The following is an 18,340-nucleotide window of genomic DNA, read 5'->3' as shown; positions in this document are numbered from 1 at the left end:
TCCGTGAACCATGACCGACGAAGAACTCGAGCGCCTGCTCGACAAGCTGACCCTGCCGCAGAAGGTCCGGCTGCTCACCGGTGCGACGACCTGGCGCACCGCGGCCGAACCGGCTCTCGGACTGCGGGAGTTGGTGATGTCGGACGGGCCCGCGGGGGTGCGCGGGGAAGCCTGGGACGAGCGGGACCCGGCGCTGCTGCTGCCCTCGGCCTCCGCGCTCGGCGCCCTGTGGGACGAGGAGTTCACCGAGCGCCTCGGTGGGCTCCTCGCCGCCGAGGCCCGGCGCAAGGGCGTGGACGTCGTCCTCGCCCCCACCCTCAACCTGCACCGCACCCCGCTCGGCGGACGGCACTTCGAGTGCTTCGCGGAGGACCCCGAACTCACCGGCCGCACCGGTGCCGCCCTGATTCGCGGCCTCCAGGCGCACGGGGTGGCCGCCACCGCCAAGCACTACGTCGCCAACGACTCCGAGACCGACCGGCTGACCGTCGACGTCCGGGTCGGGGAGCGGGCGCTGCGCGAGGTGTACCTCGCCCCGTTCGAGGCGGCCGTCGAGGCGGGCGTCCGGGTCGTCATGGCCGGCTACAACGGCGTCGGGGGACACACGATGGCGGCCAGCCCCTTGCTGACCGAACCCCTCAAGGGGGAGTGGGGTTTCGACGGCGTCGTGCTCTCCGACTGGGGCGCCGTGCGCTCGACCGCGGGGCCGGGTGCCGCCGGCCTCGACCTCGCGATGCCGGGCCCGGACGGCCCCTGGGGTGAGGCGCTCGTCCGCGCGGTGCGGGAGGGGGCGGTCCCGGAGGCGGCCGTCGACGACAAGGTCCGTCGGCTGCTGCGGCTCGCCGACCGGGCCGGCGCGCTCGGCGGACCGCGGGCCACGGCGCCCCGGGTCCGCTCCCGCGACGCGCGGCTCCTCCTGCGCCGCGCCGTCGCCGCGAGCACGGTGCTCCTGCACAACCGCGACGTACTGCCCCTCGATCCGGCCGCGTTGGGCACCGTCGCCGTCATCGGGGCGCACGCCACCCGACCGCGTGCGCAGGGCGGTGGCAGCGCCGGCGTCTTCCCGTCGGCCGTCGTCACCCCGCTCGACGGCATCCGGTCCGCGCTGCGCGGCCGGGCCCGCGTCGTCCACGCGCCGGGGCCGTCACCGGACGCGCCGCCGCCGCCCCTCGACATGGAGCTGTGCCGGGACCCGCGCTCGGGCGTCGCGGGCGTCCTGCTGCGCATGCTGGACGTGTCCGGGGCCGAGCTCTACGCCGAACACCGGCAATCGGGGCGTCAGTTGGAGCCGCTTCTGGTACCGGCCGCGCACACCGTGGAGATCAGTGCCCTGCTCCTGCCGAGGACCACCGGCGCCTGGACCTTCGGCATCGCCGGTTTCGGCCGGCTGAGCCTCACCGTGGACGAACACACCCTGGTCGACGGCGACTTCCCGAGGCGGACCGACGATCCCGCGGTCGTCCACGTCAGCCCGCCCGCCCACCACGGCCGGGTCCACCTGGCAGCCGGGCGCACCGCGCACCTGGTGGCCCGGCGCGAGCTGGCCCCCGGCACCGGCCGCGCGACGGTCGTCAGCGCCGCACCCCCGGACACCGGCGCCGAGGAGTCGCTCGCCGCCGCGGCCCGAGCGGCCGGGGAGGCGGACGCGGCGATCGTGGTCGTCGGCACGACCGAGCACGACGAGTCGGAGGGCCACGACCGGACGAGCCTCGCCCTCGGCGGCCGGCAGGACGACCTCGTGCGCGCGGTGGCCGACGCCAACCCGCGGACCGTGGTCGTCGTGAACAGCGGCGGACCGGTGGAACTGCCCTGGCACACCAGGGCCGGCGCCGTCCTGCTGACCTGGTTCCCCGGGCAGGAGGCGGGCGCGGGTCTCGCCGACGTGCTGTTCGGCCGCGCCGAACCGGGCGGACGCCTGCCCACCACCTGGCCGGCCGCCCTCGCCGACGCCCCCGTCACCCGGACCCGCCCGCACGCGGGACGGCTCGACTACGAGGAGGGACTGCACATCGGCTACCGGGCCTGGCTGCGCCGACGCCGGGAGCCCGCCTACTGGTTCGGCCACGGCTTCGGCTACACGACCTGGTGCTACGAGAACGTGGGCGCGCCGTCCGCGGTCGAGGCCGGCGCGCCGTTCACGGTACGCGTCGACGTGCGCAACACCGGCGGCCGGCCGGGACGTGAGGTCGTACAGGTGTATCTCGCGCGGCCGGAGTCGGCGTGGGAGCGCCCCGCCAGGTGGCTGGCGGGCTGGGCGGCCGTCCGGGCGGCCCCGGGCGAGACGGTGACGGCGTGCGTCCGGGTGCCGGCCCGCGCGCTGCGGCACTGGTCGCCGGCGGAACGGGCCTGGCGCACCGAGCCTGGCCACTGCCTGGTGCTGGCCGGGCGCTCGGCCGGTGATCTGCCGCTGACGGCGGCGCTGGAGGTGACGGCAGCCGGCTGACTTGGGCCCGCAGGAGCCGGAGAGCGCTCTATACCGTGCGCGGGACGGCCCGTTAGGGTGCCGGAATGAGCAGACAGGCTCCTACGCTGGAGGACGTCGCGCGGGAGGCGGGGGTCTCCCGGGCGACCGTGTCCCGGGTCGTCAACGGCGTCCGCAACGTCGACCCGGCCATCCAGGACGTCGTGCGCCAGGCCATCGAGCGGACCGGCTACGCGCCCAACCGGGCGGCCCGCTCCCTGGTGACCCGGCGCACGGAAACCGTCGCGCTCATCGTCTCCGGCGCCGGTGACGCCTCGGAGGAGGAGCAGAACGGGTTCGCGACCCGCGTCTTCGCCGACCCGTTCTTCGGGCGCGTCGTCGGGGGAGTGGTGGGCTACCTGCGCCCCCGCTCGATGCACCCGGTGCTGATGTTCGCCGAGTCGGTGGCGGCGCGGGAGCAGGCGCTGGCCTACCTGCGGCAGGGCAGCGCGGACGGCGCCCTCGTCGTCTCCACGCACGCGGACGACCCCCTGCCCGCCCTCCTCGCCGACGCGGGAGTGCCCGCCGTGCTGTTCGCGCGGCCGTCGCGGCCCCTGCCGCTCAGCCACGTCGACCTGGCCCACCGGGACGGCGCGCGGCTGGCCGCCGAGCACCTGCTGGCCCGGGGCTGCCGGCGGATCGTCACCGTCACCGGCCCGCTGGCCGTCTCCGCGAGTCAGGACCGGCTGGCCGGCTTCCGCGACACGATGGCGCGCCGGGGGCACCTGCACGTCCCGGTCGCCGAGGGCGGCTTCACGCTGGACAGCGGCATGTCGGCGATGTCCGCGCTGCTGGCCGGACATCCGGACGTGGACGGGGTGTTCGCGGCCAACGACCTCATGGCCCAGGGCGTCTGCCAGCTGCTGCGGGAGCGGGGCAGGCGGGTGCCGGACGACGTCGCCGTGGTCGGCTTCGACGACTCCAGCGTGGCGGTGACCTGCCGTCCGCCGCTGACGACGGTGCGCCAGCCGGTGGAGGAGATGGCGGCGGCGATGGCGCGGCTGCTCGACGAGCACATCCGCGGCGTGCGGACCGAACCCACCGCACTGGTCTTCGCACCGGAACTCGTGGTGCGCGCTTCGGCGTGAGAGGTGCCCGGGACGCCCCCGGACGGCACCGCCGGGGCCCGAACCGGAATGTTTCAGGCCTATTGCCGAGCCAGGGGAAACCGGCCAGGGGACCGATACCGGCGATGATCAACCCCGTAGCCATGGGGCTTGCACGTTCGAATTCTGTGACTTCGCGCCACTGATTCAATACTCAAAGTTACCGAAACGCGTGGGGTCGATGTGTGTTTCCCTGCCGGACTCGGCAGACTCGCGCTCGCCGCACCGGCAACCAACCCGAGCCGGTACGCCTCCGAACAGCGGAAGGATGCACACAATGCCGAACACCGCGCGCTGGGCAGCGACCCTGACTCTCACGGCCACCGCCGTCTGCGGACCCCTCGCCGGCTCCGCCCTCGCAGCCCCCACCCCCGCGCCCGCCTCGCTCTACGCCCCCTCGGCCCTGGTTCTCACCACCGGGCACGGCGAGGGAGCGGCGGGTGTCACGCCCGAACGGGCCGTCACCCTGAGCTGCGCCCCGACCGCCTCGGGAACCCATCCGGACCCGGTCCGGGCGTGTGCCGAACTCCGCTCGTCAGGCGGGGACTTCGACGCCCTGGACGTGAGGGGCGAGGTGATGTGTACCAAGCAGTTCGATCCGGTGGTCGTGACCGTGGACGGCGTGTGGCAGGGCCGTCGCGTGTCCTACGAGCGCACCTTCGCCAACGAGTGCGTGAAGAACTCCTACGGGATGACCGTCTTCGCGTTCTGAGGGACCGGGATCGCGCGGCCCCCGTGAGCATCCATCGAGGGCCGTAACTGGGGAGTGCGAGCCCCCGTCGCGGAGGACCACGTGATCTCGCACCGAGGGCCGGCAGGACGGAGTGGGGCCGTCCGCCGGCCCTCGGCATGTCCACGGCACGACGCGTCGCCGCGCACCAGGACATCGTCCACCTGATCGGGTGAGGGCAGGGGTGACGAGTCGACGTATGCGGCCGATCGCGGACCGGCCGGCCGCACCCGGCTCGCCCGGCCGACGACACCTCGTCGTCCGGCCGGGCTCACCCGGCTCGTCCGGCGCGCACCACGGCGGAGGGCGGATGTCCGGGCGGGCCGCTCAGGTCGGCTTCGAGCGGCGGTGGCTGGTGTCGCACCAGGGGTAGCGGCGACTGAGCCGGCAGGTGCACAGCGCGACGCGGAAGCGGTCCGAGGAGACGACGCTGCCGTCCTCCAGCTCGACCTCGACCGGGCCGTCCACCAGGAGCGGGCCGCGGCGCTGCACGGTGATCCGGCGCGCGGCGTCAGAGGGGTCGTTCGGCACGGATGACCACCAGCTCTTCCTTCTCGTCGTCCTCGGAGAGCAGACCGCGTTCGCGCAGCCAGCTCTCCCGTTCGCGCAGCACGGGTCCGAACGCCACCCAGCGCCGCTCCGCCACGGCAGCGGTCAGCCCGGCCGCCCGCAGCAGCCTGAGGGTGGGATCGGCTCCGCTCAGCGCCGAGTGGACCATCAGCAGCACGCCCCCCGGCCGCAGCAGGGCGGGTGCCTCGCGGCAGATCCGGTCCAGCACGAGCCGGCCGTCCTGGCCGGCGTCCCAGGCCCGGGCGGCGCCCCGCGGCATGCCCCGGGCGCCGGGCGCGGGCACGTAGGGCGGATTGGTGAGGATCAGGTCGAACGACTGGCCCGCCACCGGGGCGAAGAGGTTGCCGCGCACGATGCGCACCGGCAGCCCGGCCAGGCGGGCGTTCAGCCGGGCGGTGCACACGGCCCGCCACGAGACGTCCACGGCGGTCACCCGGCCGCCCTTCCGCGCGGCTTCCAGGGCCAGGGCGCCGGTACCCGTGCAGACGTCCAGCACCCGTGCCCCGGGTGCGAGCGGCTCGTCCGCCAGCGCGTCGACCAGCAGAGAGGTGTCATCCTGTGGGGCGTACACGCCCGGAAGTGCCAGAGGTTTCACGCGAGGCCGGGTACCCGGGAAGTCATGAAATATGGGCATCCCGCAGCGTGGGCCTCCCGGCCCGCCACTCCGTGAGGAGACGCGCGGCGAGACGGTCCTCCAGATGGCCCGTGGCGTCGATGCCGAACACCACGTCGGCCTCCAGCTGGGGCTCCTCGGCCAGCAGGCCGCCGATCACGTCCCGCCGGACGACCTGTTCGTGCACCGCGTCGGCCTCGACGTGCTCGTCGTAGAAGAACTCGGCGGCCGGACCCGCGCCCGTACGCCGCATGGCCTCGGCGAGCCGGTGGGAGCCGGGCGAGGACGTGATCTCGACCGCGGCGAAGTGGCCCACCAGGGCGCCGCGCAGCGACCGGTGCAGGCCGAAGAGGGACATCATGTTGACGACGGCCAGCATCTCCGCGGAACCCGAGTCCAGGTAGGCGCCGTACGCCGTGTCCAGCCCCAGGTCCTTCATCATGTCGGCGAACAGCTGGGCGTGCACCCGCTCGGCCCGGCCGCCGCCGTACTCGTCGAACTCCACGGCCGCCATCCCCGCCTTGGCCCGGCCCCACAGCCGCGGCAGCACCCAGGCGTGCGGGTCGGCCTCCTTCAGGTGGTAGAGCGAGCGGTGCGCAACGTACTCGCGGACCTGCCACAACTCGCCCTCGTCGCGCAGATGGTGGCTGACTCCGGTACCTTCCGCCGGCTCCACGAGCAGTTCCTTGACCGCGGCCTCGACGCTGTCGTGCACCTGGGTGTCGGCGCGCAGGGCGGTCAGGAACCGCTCTTCGAGGGCCCGCCGGGTCCGCAGCAGCTCCGGGTCCCATTCGAGGTCCGGATCGACCCCGGCGAAGCCCCGGTAGTGCAGTTCGTAGCAGCAGTACAGGGCGAGCTGGAGGTCGTCGCCGTAGGGCGACGCCGCACGGACGTCCTCGGCCGGGGGGAGGGCGCCCGTGCCCGCCAGGTGGGCGATGACGGCCGTCGAGAGGGGGCCGCGGCCGTGCGGCAGCTTCGGTCCTGGACGATCTTCTGTCATGGCGGGCGGGTACCCGCCACGCGCCAGGTCATCCGTGGTGCCGCGGTGCTCGTGACGGCGCCGCCGACCCGTCCGGCGGCCCTCGTCCGTCGTCCGGCATGTGCTCGAACACATGGACGAAGGCCGCCCGTGCCGGGGGCCGGCTCCGGCTCAGCGGGCCTGCGCCGCGATCCGCAGCGGCACGGTCCCCGCCCCGGTGGGCGGCGGCATGTCGTCGTAGTGCTCGCTGATCTCGGCCCACCAGGACCCGCCGTCCTCGATGTGCCGCAGCAGCACGCCCTCGCGGATGGCCCACGGGCAGATGCTGACCTTCTTCAGCCCCGTGAGCTTCATCGTCGTGTGCCCGACCACGGCACCGGCGAGGCTCTGCGCGGCACGGGGCGCCGAGATGCCGGGCAGCCGCGCGCGTTCGCGCGCCGGGAGGGCGGCGAGGCGCGGGATCGCGGCGCCCAGCTCCCTGCGGTGCAGCTCCCGCTCCACGAAGGGCCCGTTGCGGCCGGGCGCGGTCCCGCACAGCCGCGCGAGCTGCTGGAACGTCCGCGAGGTCGCCACCGCGGTGCGCGGACCCTCCCAGCGGATGCGCGCGGCGACGTCCCGCAGCTGGTGGCGCACCCGGCGCCGCAGTGCCCGCAGCGACTCCTGCGTCGGCGGGTCCTGGCCCAGCAGGAACTCCTGCGTCAACCGGCTGGCGCCCAGCGGCAGGGAGGCCACGAAGTCGGGCAACCGGCCCCGCCCGAAGGCGACTTCCAGTGAGCCGCCGCCGATGTCCATCAGCGCGAGCGGTCCCGAGCGCCAGCCCATCCATCTTCGGGCGCCGAGGAACGTGAGCTCACCCTCCACCTCGCCGGGCAGCGTGCACAGCGGTACTCCGGTCTCGGACCGCACGGTCCGCAGGATCTCCGCGCGGTTGGGCGCGTTGCGCACCACGGCGGTGGCGAACGCCAACGGGCCGAGCGCGCCCCACCGTTGCGCGGTCCGCGCGGCACCGTGCACCGCCTGGACGAGTTGATGCACCGATTCCTCGGGTATGTGGCCGTCCGGCTCCACGTGTTCGGACAGCCGCAGGCGCCACTTGGCCGTGTGCACCGGCAGCGGCACCCCGCCCTCGGCGTCCGCGACGACCAGTCTGACAGTGTTCGATCCCACATCCACCACGCTCAGTCGCATTCCGGGGAAGTACCCGGCTGGTGTCGAAGCACGCCCGTCGCGCGGCGGCCGCGCGGGTGCGCCGCCCGGAGCAGCGCCGTCACCGGTCCGGGTCGCCCCGGATGCCGTCGGGGGCGCGATCCCGTACCGATGGAGCATGGGTGCACTGGGCGAGTGGGACCGACTGCTGTTCACACGGGTCGCCGGTACGCGGCTGCCGGGCGCCGATCCGGCGGTGACCCGGCTCAGCCGCTCCGCCGACCACGGCAGGCTCTGGCTGTGCGCCGCCGCCGGGCTGGCCGTGCTCGGCGGCCGCACCGCCCGGCGCGCCGCCCTGCGCGGTGCCGGCTCGCTCGCCCTCGCCTCCCTCACCGTGAACACCGTCGTCAAGTGGGGCGCCCGGCGCCCCCGTCCGCTCCTCGACCACGTGCCGCCCGTGCGGCACCTGCGGCGCCAGCCGCACACCACGTCCTTCCCCTCCGGGCACGCCGCCTCGGCCGCCGCCTTCGCCACCGGGGTCGCCCTGGAGTCCACCCGGTACGGTGCCGTGGTCGCGCCGCTGGCCGCGGCGGTCGCCCTCTCGCGGATCTACGTCGGTGTGCACTACCCCGGTGACGTGCTGGCCGGTGCCGCGATCGGGGCCGGGGCCGCCGCGCTCACCTGCCGGTGGTGGCCCCCGCGAAGCCCCGTCCCGGAGCGCGAACGGCCGGCGGCCGGCGCCCCCGCCCTGCCCGACGGCGAGGGACTGGTGGTCTTCGTCAACAGCGGCGCGGGCAGCGGCGGGCCGGGTTCGCCGCTGCCCGCCGCGGACCACCTGCGCGGGCTGCTGCCGCGGGCCGAACTGGTCGAGTGCGGACCCGACGACGACTTCGCGCGGCTGCTCGGCGACGCGGTCGAGCGGGCCGCGCGGTCGGGCGGCGCGCTGGGCGTGTGCGGGGGTGACGGCAGTGTCAACGCGGCGGCCCGGGCCGCCGCCGGGGCCGGCCTGCCCCTCGCCGTGTTCCCGGGCGGCACCCTCAACCACTTCGCGCTGGACGTGGGCGTACCGGGGTTCGAGGACACCGCGGTCGCCGTCACGCGGGGTGAGGCGGTGGCGGTGGACTTCGGGGTGGCCACGTCGGCGACGGGCGAGGAGGTGCGGTTCCTCAACACCTTCAGCATCGGGTTCTATCCCGAACTGGTCCGCGTCCGCGAGCACTTGGAGAAACGCTGGGGCAAGTGGCCGGCGGCGGCCCTGGCCACGGCCCGGGTCCTGCGTACGTCCACCCCCGTCGAGCTGATCGTCGACGGCCGGCCGCGGCGGCTGTGGCTGCTGTTCGCCGGCAACGGCCGCTACCTGCCCGACGGTTTCGCCCCGTCCTACCGGCCGCGCCTGGACGACGGGCTGCTGGACCTGCGGACGGTCGACGCCGGTCACCGTCTCGCGCGTACCCGGGTGCTCGTCTCCGCGCTGGCCGGGGCGCTGGGCCGCTCCCGCGTGTACAGCGCCGAGACCGTGCCGCGGGTGGAGCTGGCCGGCCTCGCGGGGACGGGGCCACTGGCCCAGGACGGTGAAGTCGTCCATGGAACCGACGAGTTGAGGCTGACGAAGGACCCGCGGGCGCTGGTCGTCTACCGGCCGGCGCTGCCGCCGAACGAGCTCGGCCGGCAGGCACGTCTCGCCGCCGCCACCGCCCGGTACCGGGCACGGGCGAGGGGCCGCCGTCTCCCTGAGGACGGCGGCCCCTCGGCTCGCGGGTGACCTTGCTCCGGACCGGTGTCGGCGGTCCGGGCTCGCTCACATGTGGACGACGGGTGCGGCGTCCGGGTCCGGCTCCTGCGTCCCGCGGCGGTAGAGCAGGAAGGCGATCACCGTGCCCGCGGCGAAGAACCCGGCCGACCACCAGAAGGCGGTCGTGTAGCTCTCGATCGTGGACTGCGCCTGCACCAGCTTGTCGGTGGCGTCCCGGCCGGCCAGGTAGCTCGTCGCGGCACTCGCGGCCAGGGTGTTCAGCAGGGCCGTGCCGATCGAACCGCCCACCTGCTGCATGGTGTTGACCGTCGCGGAGGCGACGCCGGCGTCCTCGGCGGCCACCCCGCTCGTGGCGAGCGCCATGGCGGGCGGCATCACGATGCCGAGGCCCGCGCCGATCAGGACGACCTGGGGCAGCACGGCCGTGGAGAAGTCCGAGGCGACGCCGATGCCGGTCAGCCACGCCATGCCGACCGCGGCGATGGCGAAGCCCGCCGGGATGACGGCCTTCGGTCCGATGCGCGGCACCAGCACGGTGGTGGAGAGCTGGGCCATGACCATCATGGCCGCGACCATCGGCAGGAAGGCGACGCCGGTCTTCGTGGGGCTGAAGCCGAGGTTCAGCTGGAGGTAGTAGGTGAGGAAGAGGAAGACACCGAACATGCCCGCGCCGGTGATGAGGACGGCGACGAAGGACGCGGCGCGGTTGCGGTCGAGCAGGACGCGCAGCGGCAGGAGCGGGTGCTTGGCCCGCGTCTGCCACCAGCCGAACACGGTGAGCAGGAGACCGCCGGCGACGAGGAAGCCCCAGGTGGCGGGTGAGGACCAGTCGTGCGTCTCGGCGTTGGAGAAGCCGTAGACCACGGCGAAGAGGCCGGAGGAGACCAGCAGGGTGCCCGGCAGGTCCAGCCGGGAGTTCGCCGCGTCGCGGTGGTTGCCGAGCAGCACCCAGCCGCCGACGAACGCGACGATCGCGAAGACGACGTTGACGTACAGCGTCCAGCGCCAGTCGAGCGCGTCGGTGAGGACGCCGCCGAGCAGCAGGCCGACCGCACCGCCGGCGCCCGCGATGGCGCCGTACACGCTGAACGCCTTGGCGCGGTCCTTGGCCTCGGTGAACGTCGTGTTCAGCAGCGAGAGCGCGGCGGGGGCGAGCAGTGCGCCGAAGACGCCCTGGAGGGCGCGGGCCATCACCAGCATGCCGAAACTGGTGGACGCGCCGCCGAGCACGGACGCTCCGGCGAACCCGGCGACGCCGACGAGGAAGGCGGGCTTGCGCCCGAAGAGGTCGGCTATGCGTCCGCCGAGCAGCAGCAGGGAGGCGAAGGCCAGCGAGTAGGCGGTGACGATCCACTGCCGGTTGCCGTCGGAGAAGCCGAGGTCCGCCTGGGCGGAGGGCAGGGCGATGTTCACGATGGTGGCGTCGAGGACCACCATCAGCTGCGCGATGCCGACGATCGCGAGGATCCACCACCGCTTCGCCGGATGCGCCGCGGGCGCTTCCGCCGCACCCGCGCGGGTGTTTTCGGTCAGGGTCGGGGACATCAGAGAACGCTCCAGGGAAGTTGCGCTGCGTTACGGATACGTAAACGAAACGGTTTCGTACACGTCGAGCGTAGACCACGGCGATCGAAACGGCAAAGTTTCGCTTGTGTGGCACACAACGCCCTCGCATCCGTCGCCGTCCCTGAGCACAGGCCGCCTCGTGAACCGGCCGCCCCGCGGTACTGGCCGCCCACAGCACCGGCCAACCCCGAAGCACCGGCCGCCCCAAGGCACCGAGGACACAGCGACGTACCCACGCGAGAGGCCGGGGCCCCTCAGGGACCCCGGCCTCGGTGTGCTCGTCGGCGGACGGTCACCGCATCTGGCGTCGCACCAGTTCGTGGAGCCGCCCGCCCGTGTCCGCGAGGAGCTGCGCGGGCGGCCCCTGCTGGGCGATCCGGCCGTCCTCCATCACGATGACGCGGTCCGCGTCCATCACGGTGGACAGGCGGTGCGCGATCACCACGCGCGTGGCGTCGAGCGCCCGGGTGCTCTCGATGACCGTGCGCTGCGTCTCGTTGTCCAGCGCGCTGGTCGCCTCGTCGAGGAACAGGATCCGCGGCCGGCGGATCAGCGCCTGGGCGATCATCAGGCGCTGCCGCTGGCCGCCCGAGACCGCGCCGCTGCCCGAGACGATGGTGTGCAGCCCCATCGGCATCCGCCGGATGTCCTCCGCGAGACCGGCCATCTCGGCCGCCGCCATCGCCTCCTCGGGCGTGTACGGCTCGGTGCCGCAGATGCAGTCCAGGATCGACCCGCTGAACGGCTGGGCGTGCTGGAGCACGACCCCGCACTGGCGGCGCACGGCGGACTGGTCGAGGGCCGCCAGGTCCTGGCCGTCGTAGAGGACGCTGCCCGCGACCGGCCGGTCGAAGCCGATGAGCAGCCGCAGCAGCGTGGACTTGCCGCAGCCGCTCGGCCCCACGATCGCCACGAACTCGCCCGGCCGGATGTCGAAGGACACGTCGTCCAGGACGAGCGGACCGTCGTCGGAGTACCGGAAGGAGAGCCCCCGCGCCTCGATCCCGCCGGACAGCGGGCCGGGCCGCGTGCTCGCCGTGCGCACCTCGGGCGTCGCGTCCAGCACCGGCCTGATCTCCTCGAACATCGGCAGCGCGGCCGCCGCCGAGACGAAGGCGCTGGTCAGCTGGGTGACCGAGGTCAGCAGCATGGTCACCGAGGTGTTGAAGGTGAGGAACTCCGCGGCCGTCAGGGAGCCGCGCGCCGGGCCCGCCAGCAGCATGAACATCAGCAGCGAGCACAACGGCAGGTACACCGCGCCCAGCACGGTCGTGAGGTTCTTGATGCGTCCGACCCGCTGCTGGAGTTCACGGCTGCGCGCGAACTCGCCCGCCCAGGCGGCGTACGCGTAGTTCTCCGCCGCGGCCACGCGCAGCTTCGGCAGCCCGCGCAGGGTCTGGAAGGCCTGGTTGTTCAGCTTGTTGCCGAGCACGACCAGCCTGCGCTGCCAGCGCACCTGCCACAGGCCCAGCCCCAGGAACACGGCCGCGATGACCACGAGCATCCCGATCGCGGCCAGCGCCATCGGCACGCTGTACCAGAGCAGCAGGCCCAGGTTCATCGCGCCGACCGTGCCGGCCTGCGCGACCGTAGGCCCGACTCCCGCCAGCAGCCGGCGGATCGAGCTGATGCCCATGGCGGCACTCGCCAGCTCACCGGTCGAGCGCGAGGTGAAGAACGTCGTCGGGAGCCGCAGCAGCCGGTCCCAGACCGCCGGTTGCAGCACCGCCTCGATGCGTCCCTCCATCCGCAGGATGGTCAGGTTCTGGAGCAGCATGAACGCCGCGGACACGACACCGGACACCATGACGGCCAGGCAGACCTGCGCGATCGGACCGAGCCGCGCCTGGGGGACGTACTCGCCGAGCACCTTGCCGGTGGCGATCGGCACCAGCGCCCCGATCGCCACCGTCACCAGGCCGCTGACCGCGAGGTTGCGCAGATCGCCGCCCGTGCCGCGCAGGCAGAACCGCATCAGGCGCAGCGGGCTCAGCCGGCGCTCGGGCAGCGGCCGGTAGAACATGACGGCCCGCGGTTCGAACTCCGCCGCGTTGGCCTTCTCCACCGGTGTCTCCCGGCCCGAGGACGGGTGCACCGCCACGTAGCCGCCGCGCCGCCACAGCAACGCCACCGGCGCCCCCGACACGGCACGGTGGCCCACCAGCGGACCGATGTCGTCGCGCCACCAGCGCCCGTCGAGCCGTACGGCCCGGGCCCGCACGCGTGAGGCCAGGGCGATGCGCTCCACGGGATCGAGCCGCTCGCTGTCGGCGCCGCCGCGCACGGGCTGCGCCAGGGTGATCCCGGCCGCCCGGGCGACCAGCTCGCAGGCCGCGTAGGTGGCGTCCGCGTCGGCGGCGGTCGGGCGCCTGCCCGACGACCTGCCGATCGACGCCAGCAGGGTGCGGTCGGCCCGGGCGCGGACGGCCTCGCCCGCCTCGATGCCGGCCGCCGTACGGTGCTCGTGGTGCTCCTCCAGCTGCTCGATCCACCGGTCGAGCGTGGCCAGGAGGCGGTACTGCTGGTCGACCATGCCCTGCCAGACCCCGGGGTCCATGAGCAGGTCGGCCGCCGCCTCCGCGCCGTACAGGGAGCCGTACTGCACGCTCCCGGGCGGCACCTGCATCCAGAAGACGTCGTCGTCGGTGGGCGCCGCGGCGCTCTCCGTGGCCATCGGCGCCTGGAAGAGGATGGACAGACCGCGGCCGACACCGAGCGCGAGGGCGTACTCCAGTGGGCTCGACGTCGGCGGCACGTACTGGGGGTTCCCGTACTCGTCGTACGACCAGGTCTGCGTGGGGGCCTGCTGGTACAGCTCGCGCAGCCCGATCCGGCGCACCACGCAGTCCCGCGACGGCCGCCCCACGAGCGTGTGCTGGGGCCCCGCGACCGGGCCGAGCAGCAGCGCACCCGCCTCCAGGCGGCCCAGGTGGTGCCAGTGCCCCTGGAGCGCCGCGTCGACCGCGAACAGGTCCAGGGCACCCGCCGCGACGAGCCACAGGACCTGCGGGCCCTCCAGGTCGAGCCGGTTGAACCCGGCGCAGTCGACCGGCGTCCCCATGCCGCCGAGCGCCCCGAGGACGAGGTCGCCGTCCTGAACCGTCGTCATCTCACCGCTCCCCGACCAGCGCGGCGTACGGGCCGCCGGCGAGGACCAGCGCGTCGTGCCGCCCCCGCTCCACGACCGTGCCGTGCTCGAGCACCACGATCTCGTCGCTGTCGCGCACCGTGCTCAGCCGGTGCGCGATCACCACGCAGGCACAGCCCCGCCTGCGCAGGTTGTCCATGACGATCTGCTCGGTCTCCGCGTCCAGCGCGCTGGTCACCTCGTCGAGCACCAGGATGCTGGGCCTGCGCACCAACGCCCGGGCGATCTCCAGGCGTTGGCGCTGACCGCCGGAGAAGTTCCGCCCGTCCTGCTCGACCCGGCTGTGGATGCCCCCCGGCCTGCGCAGCACCACGTCGTACAGCGCCGCGTCCCGCAGCGCCGCGGTGACCTCGTCGTCCGGGATGGAGGGGTCCCACAGCGCGACGTTGTCCCGGACGGTCCCCTCGAAGAGGAAGACGTCCTGGTCGACGAAGGAGACGGAAGCGGCGAGCGCGCCGCGCGGAATGTCCTCCAGGCGACGGCCGTCGATGCGGATCGTGCCCTCCCACGGGGTGTACAGCCCCGAGATCAGCCGCGACACCGTCGACTTGCCGCTGCCGGAGCCGCCGACCAGCGCGACCTGCTGCCCCGGCCCCACCGTGAGCGAGAAGCCGGTCAGCAGCGGCTTGTCGAGCGGGCTGTAGCCGAACGTGACGTTCTCCAGCTCGACATGGCCGTGCAGCCGCCTGGTGGAGTCGCCGGTGCCGCCGCGGGCGTAGAGCGGATCGGCCTGGAAGTTCTCCACGTCCTTGAGCCGGGCCACGTCGGCCGCGAAGTCCTGGATGCGGCCCGCCACGCCGTTGAGCCGGGTGATCGGCGCGGTGAAGCGGGTCACCAGGGCCTGGAACGCGACCAGGAGACCCACCGAGATGTGCCCCTCGACGGCGCGCAGACCGCCGATCCACAGGATCAGCGCGCTGTTCAGCGTCGCCAGCGTGGGCGCGACCACCCCCAGCCACGCGCTCGGCACGCCGAGCCGCTGCTGCTCCTCCAGGGTGGTGGCGTGCTGCCCCGCCCACTTGCGGAAGTAGCCGTCCTCACCGCCGGTGGCCTTCATCGTCTCGATCAACTGGAGCCCGGTGTAAGCGGTGTTGGTCAGCCGGGCGCTGTCCGCCCGCAGCTTCGCGGTCCGGTTGGCCCGCAGCCGTATCACCACCCGCATCGCCACCACGTTCAGCAGCGCGACGCCGATGCCCACCGCCGTCAGCTGCGGGTCGTACGTGTAGAGCAGCACGGCGTACAGCACGACCACGACCGCGTCCACCCCGGCCGCCGCGAGGTCGCGGGCCAGGGTCTCGGCCACCGCGTCGTTCGACTGGAGCCGCTGGACCAGGTCGGCGGGGCTGCGCTGGGAGAAGAAGGTGACCGGCAGCCGCAGCAGGTGCCGCAGGAACCGGGCGCTGCTCAGCGTGGAGGAGATGAGCCGCCCGCGCAGCAGGTTCGCCTGCTGGAGCCAGGTGAGGACCACCGTGAGCAGCACGGAGGCGCCCATGGACGCGAACAGCACGCCCAGCAGCGACGTCTGACCACCAATCAGGAACATGTCGATGTAGGTGCGGCTGAGCGCGGGCACCGCCGCGCCGACCGCCACCAGCAGCAGGCTCGACAGCACCGCCGCGGGCATGGTGCCCGACGTGCCGCGCAGCCGGGCAGGCATCGCGCCCAGGATCCCCGGCCTGCGGCCGCCCCGGTGGAAGTCGGGGCCCGGCTCCATGACCAGGACGACGCCGGTGAAGCTGGTGTCGAAGTCCTCCATCGGGACGAAACGTCGGCCCTTGGCGGGGTCGTTGACGTACACGCCGCGCCTGCCGAGACGGCGCCCCGTGCCGTCGTAGACGACGTAGTGGTTGAACTCCCAGAACAGGATCGCGGGCGCGCGCACCTCGGTGAGGGCGCTGGTGTCCATCTGCATGCCCTTGGCCGTCAGGCCGTAACTGCGGGCGGCCTTCAGCAGGTTGCTGGCCCGCGAGCCGTCCCGGGAGACCCCGCAGGCGATGCGCAGCTCCTCCAGCGGGATGTGCCGCCCGTAGTGGCCCAGCACCATGGAGAGGGAGGCGGCGCCGCACTCCACGGCCTCCATCTGGAGGACGGTGGGGGTGCGGACCGTCTTCGTCTTCCGGCGGCCCGCGGGCACCGAGCGCCGGGGCGGCGCGGCGCGGCGTCTGCCCCGTACGGGTGGCGGGAGGGTGTCCTGGGGAGCGGTCACGGCAGGAGCCAATCGACGGGGCGCTGATCGGCCAGGCGGATCGAACCCGTGGCCAGGGTCATGGAGTCGAGGGCGTACGGGGGCCCGTCGGCGGACGACCACCGGTAGCCGCTTCTCGTGCCGGGGGACCGGTCGAGGCGTACCAGGACGGCCACCGGCCTGCCCTTCTCGGTGAACTGCTCGCCCAGCTGGCTGTCACCGAGGTAGGCGGTGATCTGCTGCCGGGTCTGCGCGGTCCGGTCGACCGCCTTCACGTGGCCGCGCAGGACGCCGTACCGCTGCGTCGGCACGGACTGGACGGTCAGGTCCACAGCCGCGTCCACCGGGATGCCGGCGGCGTTCTCCGCGGGGACGTACACGGTCGCGTACAGCGGGTCCCCGGCGTGGGCGACCTTCTCCACGGCGGCGACGTTCGCGCCGGTGGTGATGATGGCGCCGATGGTCGCGGCGAGCGCGGTGATCCGGCCCGCGGCGACGGTGCGGACGACTCTCTTCTCGCCCTCGGCCGTGCGGACTTCGAGGACGGGGGCGTTCGCGGGGAGCCGCCGGCCCTCCTCGGCGAGGACCGCGGTGACCTGGCCGGCGACCGGGCTCTGCAGGACGTAGCTGCCTTCCCCGTGCGTGAGGACGGCGGGCGCGCTCACCGTGGACGCGACGGTGCCCGTCACGGCCCAGACCGACGCGGCGGCCATGACGACGACCGTCACGGACAGGACGAGCCAGCCCTGGGGGCGCGCGAAACGCACCGGGAGGTCGAGTTCCTCGGGCGACTGCAGCTTGGCGAGGGCCTGTTGGCGGAACTGCACGGGTCTTCCCTCAGCTGTCCGGGAGAGTCAGGGCATCCGAGAGTCCCGGAACCGGGGAGTGGTTCCGGGACTCGACGGCGCGTGGATGCGATCAGAGACCGGCGACCAGGCCGGTGACCGGGGCGGTGTTCAGGCCGGTCACACCCTCGACGGTGCCGACGGCGGTGCCCACGAGGCCGGAGACCGGGGCGACCGAGTCCACGAGGTCCGTGACGGTGCCGACGGCCTGGACGGAGAGGCCGCCCGCGACGTTGTCGAGCTCGGCGTCGGAGATCTCGACGGTCGCAACCTGGGGGGTGGAGTTCATGGGGGAACTTCCCTTCGTATGGGTGTGGGTAAGGGGGGAGCGGCCCCCTCTGGGGACAGATGGTCGGCCGCGACCGCGGGCTTTGCGGCTCCCGTCTCCGGAAACCTTCGTACGAACCGCGGTGCCACGGATCAAAGCACGGTGGCGCGCCGCCCTTCCAATCAATCAGGGCTCCGACCAGGGCACTTGGGAGCCGGCGTGCAGGCGTGCCCACGTCTCGGCGGCGACTTCTTCACATGCTGCGCGGCATCGGTTCGCGCCACCCCTTGCCCTCCGCGGCCGGAAAGGGACAGTCCGGGCCCGGGGCGCGGCGCACGGCGGCCGCGTGTGCAGATCCGCCGTGCGCGGTGCCCTCGTTGCGCATTCGGTGTGCAGATTCGCTGAAGCCAGGATTCCGCTCCGCGTCCGGTACGGAGCGTCACCGGGCGGCTTCGTTCGGTCCCGTGTCAGCCCAGCAGCGCGTACACCGTGCTCGCCCGGGCCACGACGTCGGCCGACCCCTCGGCGGTCAGTGTGATGTCGGCGAAGGCCATCCGGCGGCCCAGCTTGGTGAGGACCGCCTCCACCGAGACGTTCGCGTCCGTGACGGCCCGTTGGAAACTCGTGGACTGCTGCACCGTCGTCATCGGCACGAAGCCGCCGCGGGCCGCGGACACGGCGATCACCGTCGCCGTGTCGGCGGCCGCCATCAGCGCCTGACCGGACAGGGAACCGCCGGCCCGGGCCAGCCGGTCCGACCACGGGAGCCGCAGGACGGCCCTGTCGTCCCCCAACTCGGCCACGGAAAGCCCCAGGTCGAGCACCCAGGGGGCGAAGTTGTCGGCGAGGATCCGGTCGGCTTCGGCGCGTGTCAGTGTCATGCGGCGATTCCTACCCCGTTGAACGCCCCAGGCGGCGCGTGCGTATCAACTGCCATCCAGGCGCCCCCAGTCAGCTGCCGGACGGCGGC

14 protein-coding genes are annotated in these 18,340 nt (G+C 73.7%); 4 read left to right on the top strand and 10 right to left on the bottom strand.

Annotation, left to right across the window (positions count from 1 at the left end; genetic code table 11):
• Positions 1-10 precede the first annotated feature (10 nt).
• From ACWGIS_RS22670 to ACWGIS_RS22660, 3 genes are all read left to right on the top strand, one after another.
• Complete coding sequence (locus tag ACWGIS_RS22670) at positions 11-2,443, top strand: glycoside hydrolase family 3 C-terminal domain-containing protein (RefSeq protein ID WP_453364271.1); 2,433 nt, start codon at positions 11-13, stop codon at positions 2,441-2,443.
• Between the two features lie 65 nt (positions 2,444-2,508).
• Positions 2,509-3,549, top strand: a complete 1,041-nt coding sequence (locus tag ACWGIS_RS22665) for a LacI family DNA-binding transcriptional regulator (RefSeq protein ID WP_453364270.1) — start codon at positions 2,509-2,511, stop codon at positions 3,547-3,549.
• A gap of 295 nt (positions 3,550-3,844) precedes the next feature.
• Positions 3,845-4,279 carry a protease inhibitor gene (locus ACWGIS_RS22660; protein ID WP_453364269.1) on the top strand — a complete coding sequence of 145 codons (435 nt, stop codon included), beginning with the start codon at positions 3,845-3,847 and terminating at the stop codon, positions 4,277-4,279.
• Between the two features lie 345 nt (positions 4,280-4,624).
• On the opposite strand, the gene ACWGIS_RS22655 is transcribed toward ACWGIS_RS22660, so the two are convergent.
• The 4 genes from ACWGIS_RS22655 to ACWGIS_RS22640 all read right to left on the bottom strand — a co-directional run bounded on the left by ACWGIS_RS22655 (position 4,625) and on the right by ACWGIS_RS22640 (position 7,647).
• Positions 4,625-4,828 carry a CDGSH iron-sulfur domain-containing protein gene (locus ACWGIS_RS22655; RefSeq protein ID WP_355790384.1) on the bottom strand — a complete coding sequence of 68 codons (204 nt, stop codon included), beginning with the start codon at positions 4,826-4,828 and terminating at the stop codon, positions 4,625-4,627.
• Positions 4,809-5,501 carry a HemK2/MTQ2 family protein methyltransferase gene (locus ACWGIS_RS22650; protein WP_453364268.1) on the bottom strand — a complete coding sequence of 231 codons (693 nt, stop codon included), beginning with the start codon at positions 5,499-5,501 and terminating at the stop codon, positions 4,809-4,811. Before ACWGIS_RS22650 ends, ACWGIS_RS22655 begins: the two co-directional genes overlap by 20 nt.
• Positions 5,485-6,480 carry an iron-containing redox enzyme family protein gene (locus ACWGIS_RS22645; RefSeq protein ID WP_453364267.1) on the bottom strand — a complete coding sequence of 332 codons (996 nt, stop codon included), beginning with the start codon at positions 6,478-6,480 and terminating at the stop codon, positions 5,485-5,487. Before ACWGIS_RS22645 ends, ACWGIS_RS22650 begins: the two co-directional genes overlap by 17 nt.
• Positions 6,481-6,630: 150 nt before the next feature.
• On the bottom strand, positions 6,631-7,647 hold the full coding sequence (locus tag ACWGIS_RS22640) for a Ppx/GppA phosphatase family protein (RefSeq protein ID WP_453364266.1): 1,017 nt from the start codon (positions 7,645-7,647) through the stop codon (positions 6,631-6,633).
• Positions 7,648-7,783: 136 nt separating this feature from the next.
• Between ACWGIS_RS22640 and ACWGIS_RS22635 the strand changes: the two genes are divergently transcribed.
• Entirely contained in the window at positions 7,784-9,367 is a 1,584-nt protein-coding gene (locus ACWGIS_RS22635; protein ID WP_453364265.1) for a phosphatase PAP2 family protein, read from the top strand.
• A 36-nt stretch (positions 9,368-9,403) separates the two neighbouring features.
• On the opposite strand, the gene ACWGIS_RS22630 is transcribed toward ACWGIS_RS22635, so the two are convergent.
• From ACWGIS_RS22630 to ACWGIS_RS22605, 6 genes are all read right to left on the bottom strand, one after another.
• Entirely contained in the window at positions 9,404-10,906 is a 1,503-nt protein-coding gene (locus ACWGIS_RS22630) for an MFS transporter (RefSeq protein ID WP_453364321.1), read from the bottom strand.
• Between the two features lie 310 nt (positions 10,907-11,216).
• Complete coding sequence (locus ACWGIS_RS22625; RefSeq protein WP_453364264.1) at positions 11,217-14,033, bottom strand: NHLP bacteriocin export ABC transporter permease/ATPase subunit; 2,817 nt, start codon at positions 14,031-14,033, stop codon at positions 11,217-11,219.
• 1 nt (position 14,034) lies between these two features.
• On the bottom strand, positions 14,035-16,278 hold the full coding sequence (locus ACWGIS_RS22620) for an NHLP family bacteriocin export ABC transporter peptidase/permease/ATPase subunit (RefSeq protein ID WP_453364263.1): 2,244 nt from the start codon (positions 16,276-16,278) through the stop codon (positions 14,035-14,037).
• Positions 16,275-17,084 carry an HlyD family efflux transporter periplasmic adaptor subunit gene (locus ACWGIS_RS22615; RefSeq protein ID WP_453364262.1) on the bottom strand — a complete coding sequence of 270 codons (810 nt, stop codon included), beginning with the start codon at positions 17,082-17,084 and terminating at the stop codon, positions 16,275-16,277. Before ACWGIS_RS22615 ends, ACWGIS_RS22620 begins: the two co-directional genes overlap by 4 nt.
• Before the next feature lie 91 nt (positions 17,085-17,175).
• Complete coding sequence (locus tag ACWGIS_RS22610; RefSeq protein WP_453364261.1) at positions 17,176-17,391, bottom strand: type A2 lantipeptide; 216 nt, start codon at positions 17,389-17,391, stop codon at positions 17,176-17,178.
• A gap of 446 nt (positions 17,392-17,837) precedes the next feature.
• The gene (locus tag ACWGIS_RS22605) at positions 17,838-18,251 is read right to left on the bottom strand and encodes a PaaI family thioesterase (RefSeq protein WP_453364260.1); all 414 of its coding nucleotides are present in this window, start codon (positions 18,249-18,251) and stop codon (positions 17,838-17,840) included.
• Positions 18,252-18,340: the final 89 nt, after the last annotated feature.

Source organism: Streptomyces sp. NPDC054842, assembly GCF_053611025.1.
This window is presented reverse-complemented; position numbering and strand designations above follow the sequence as displayed.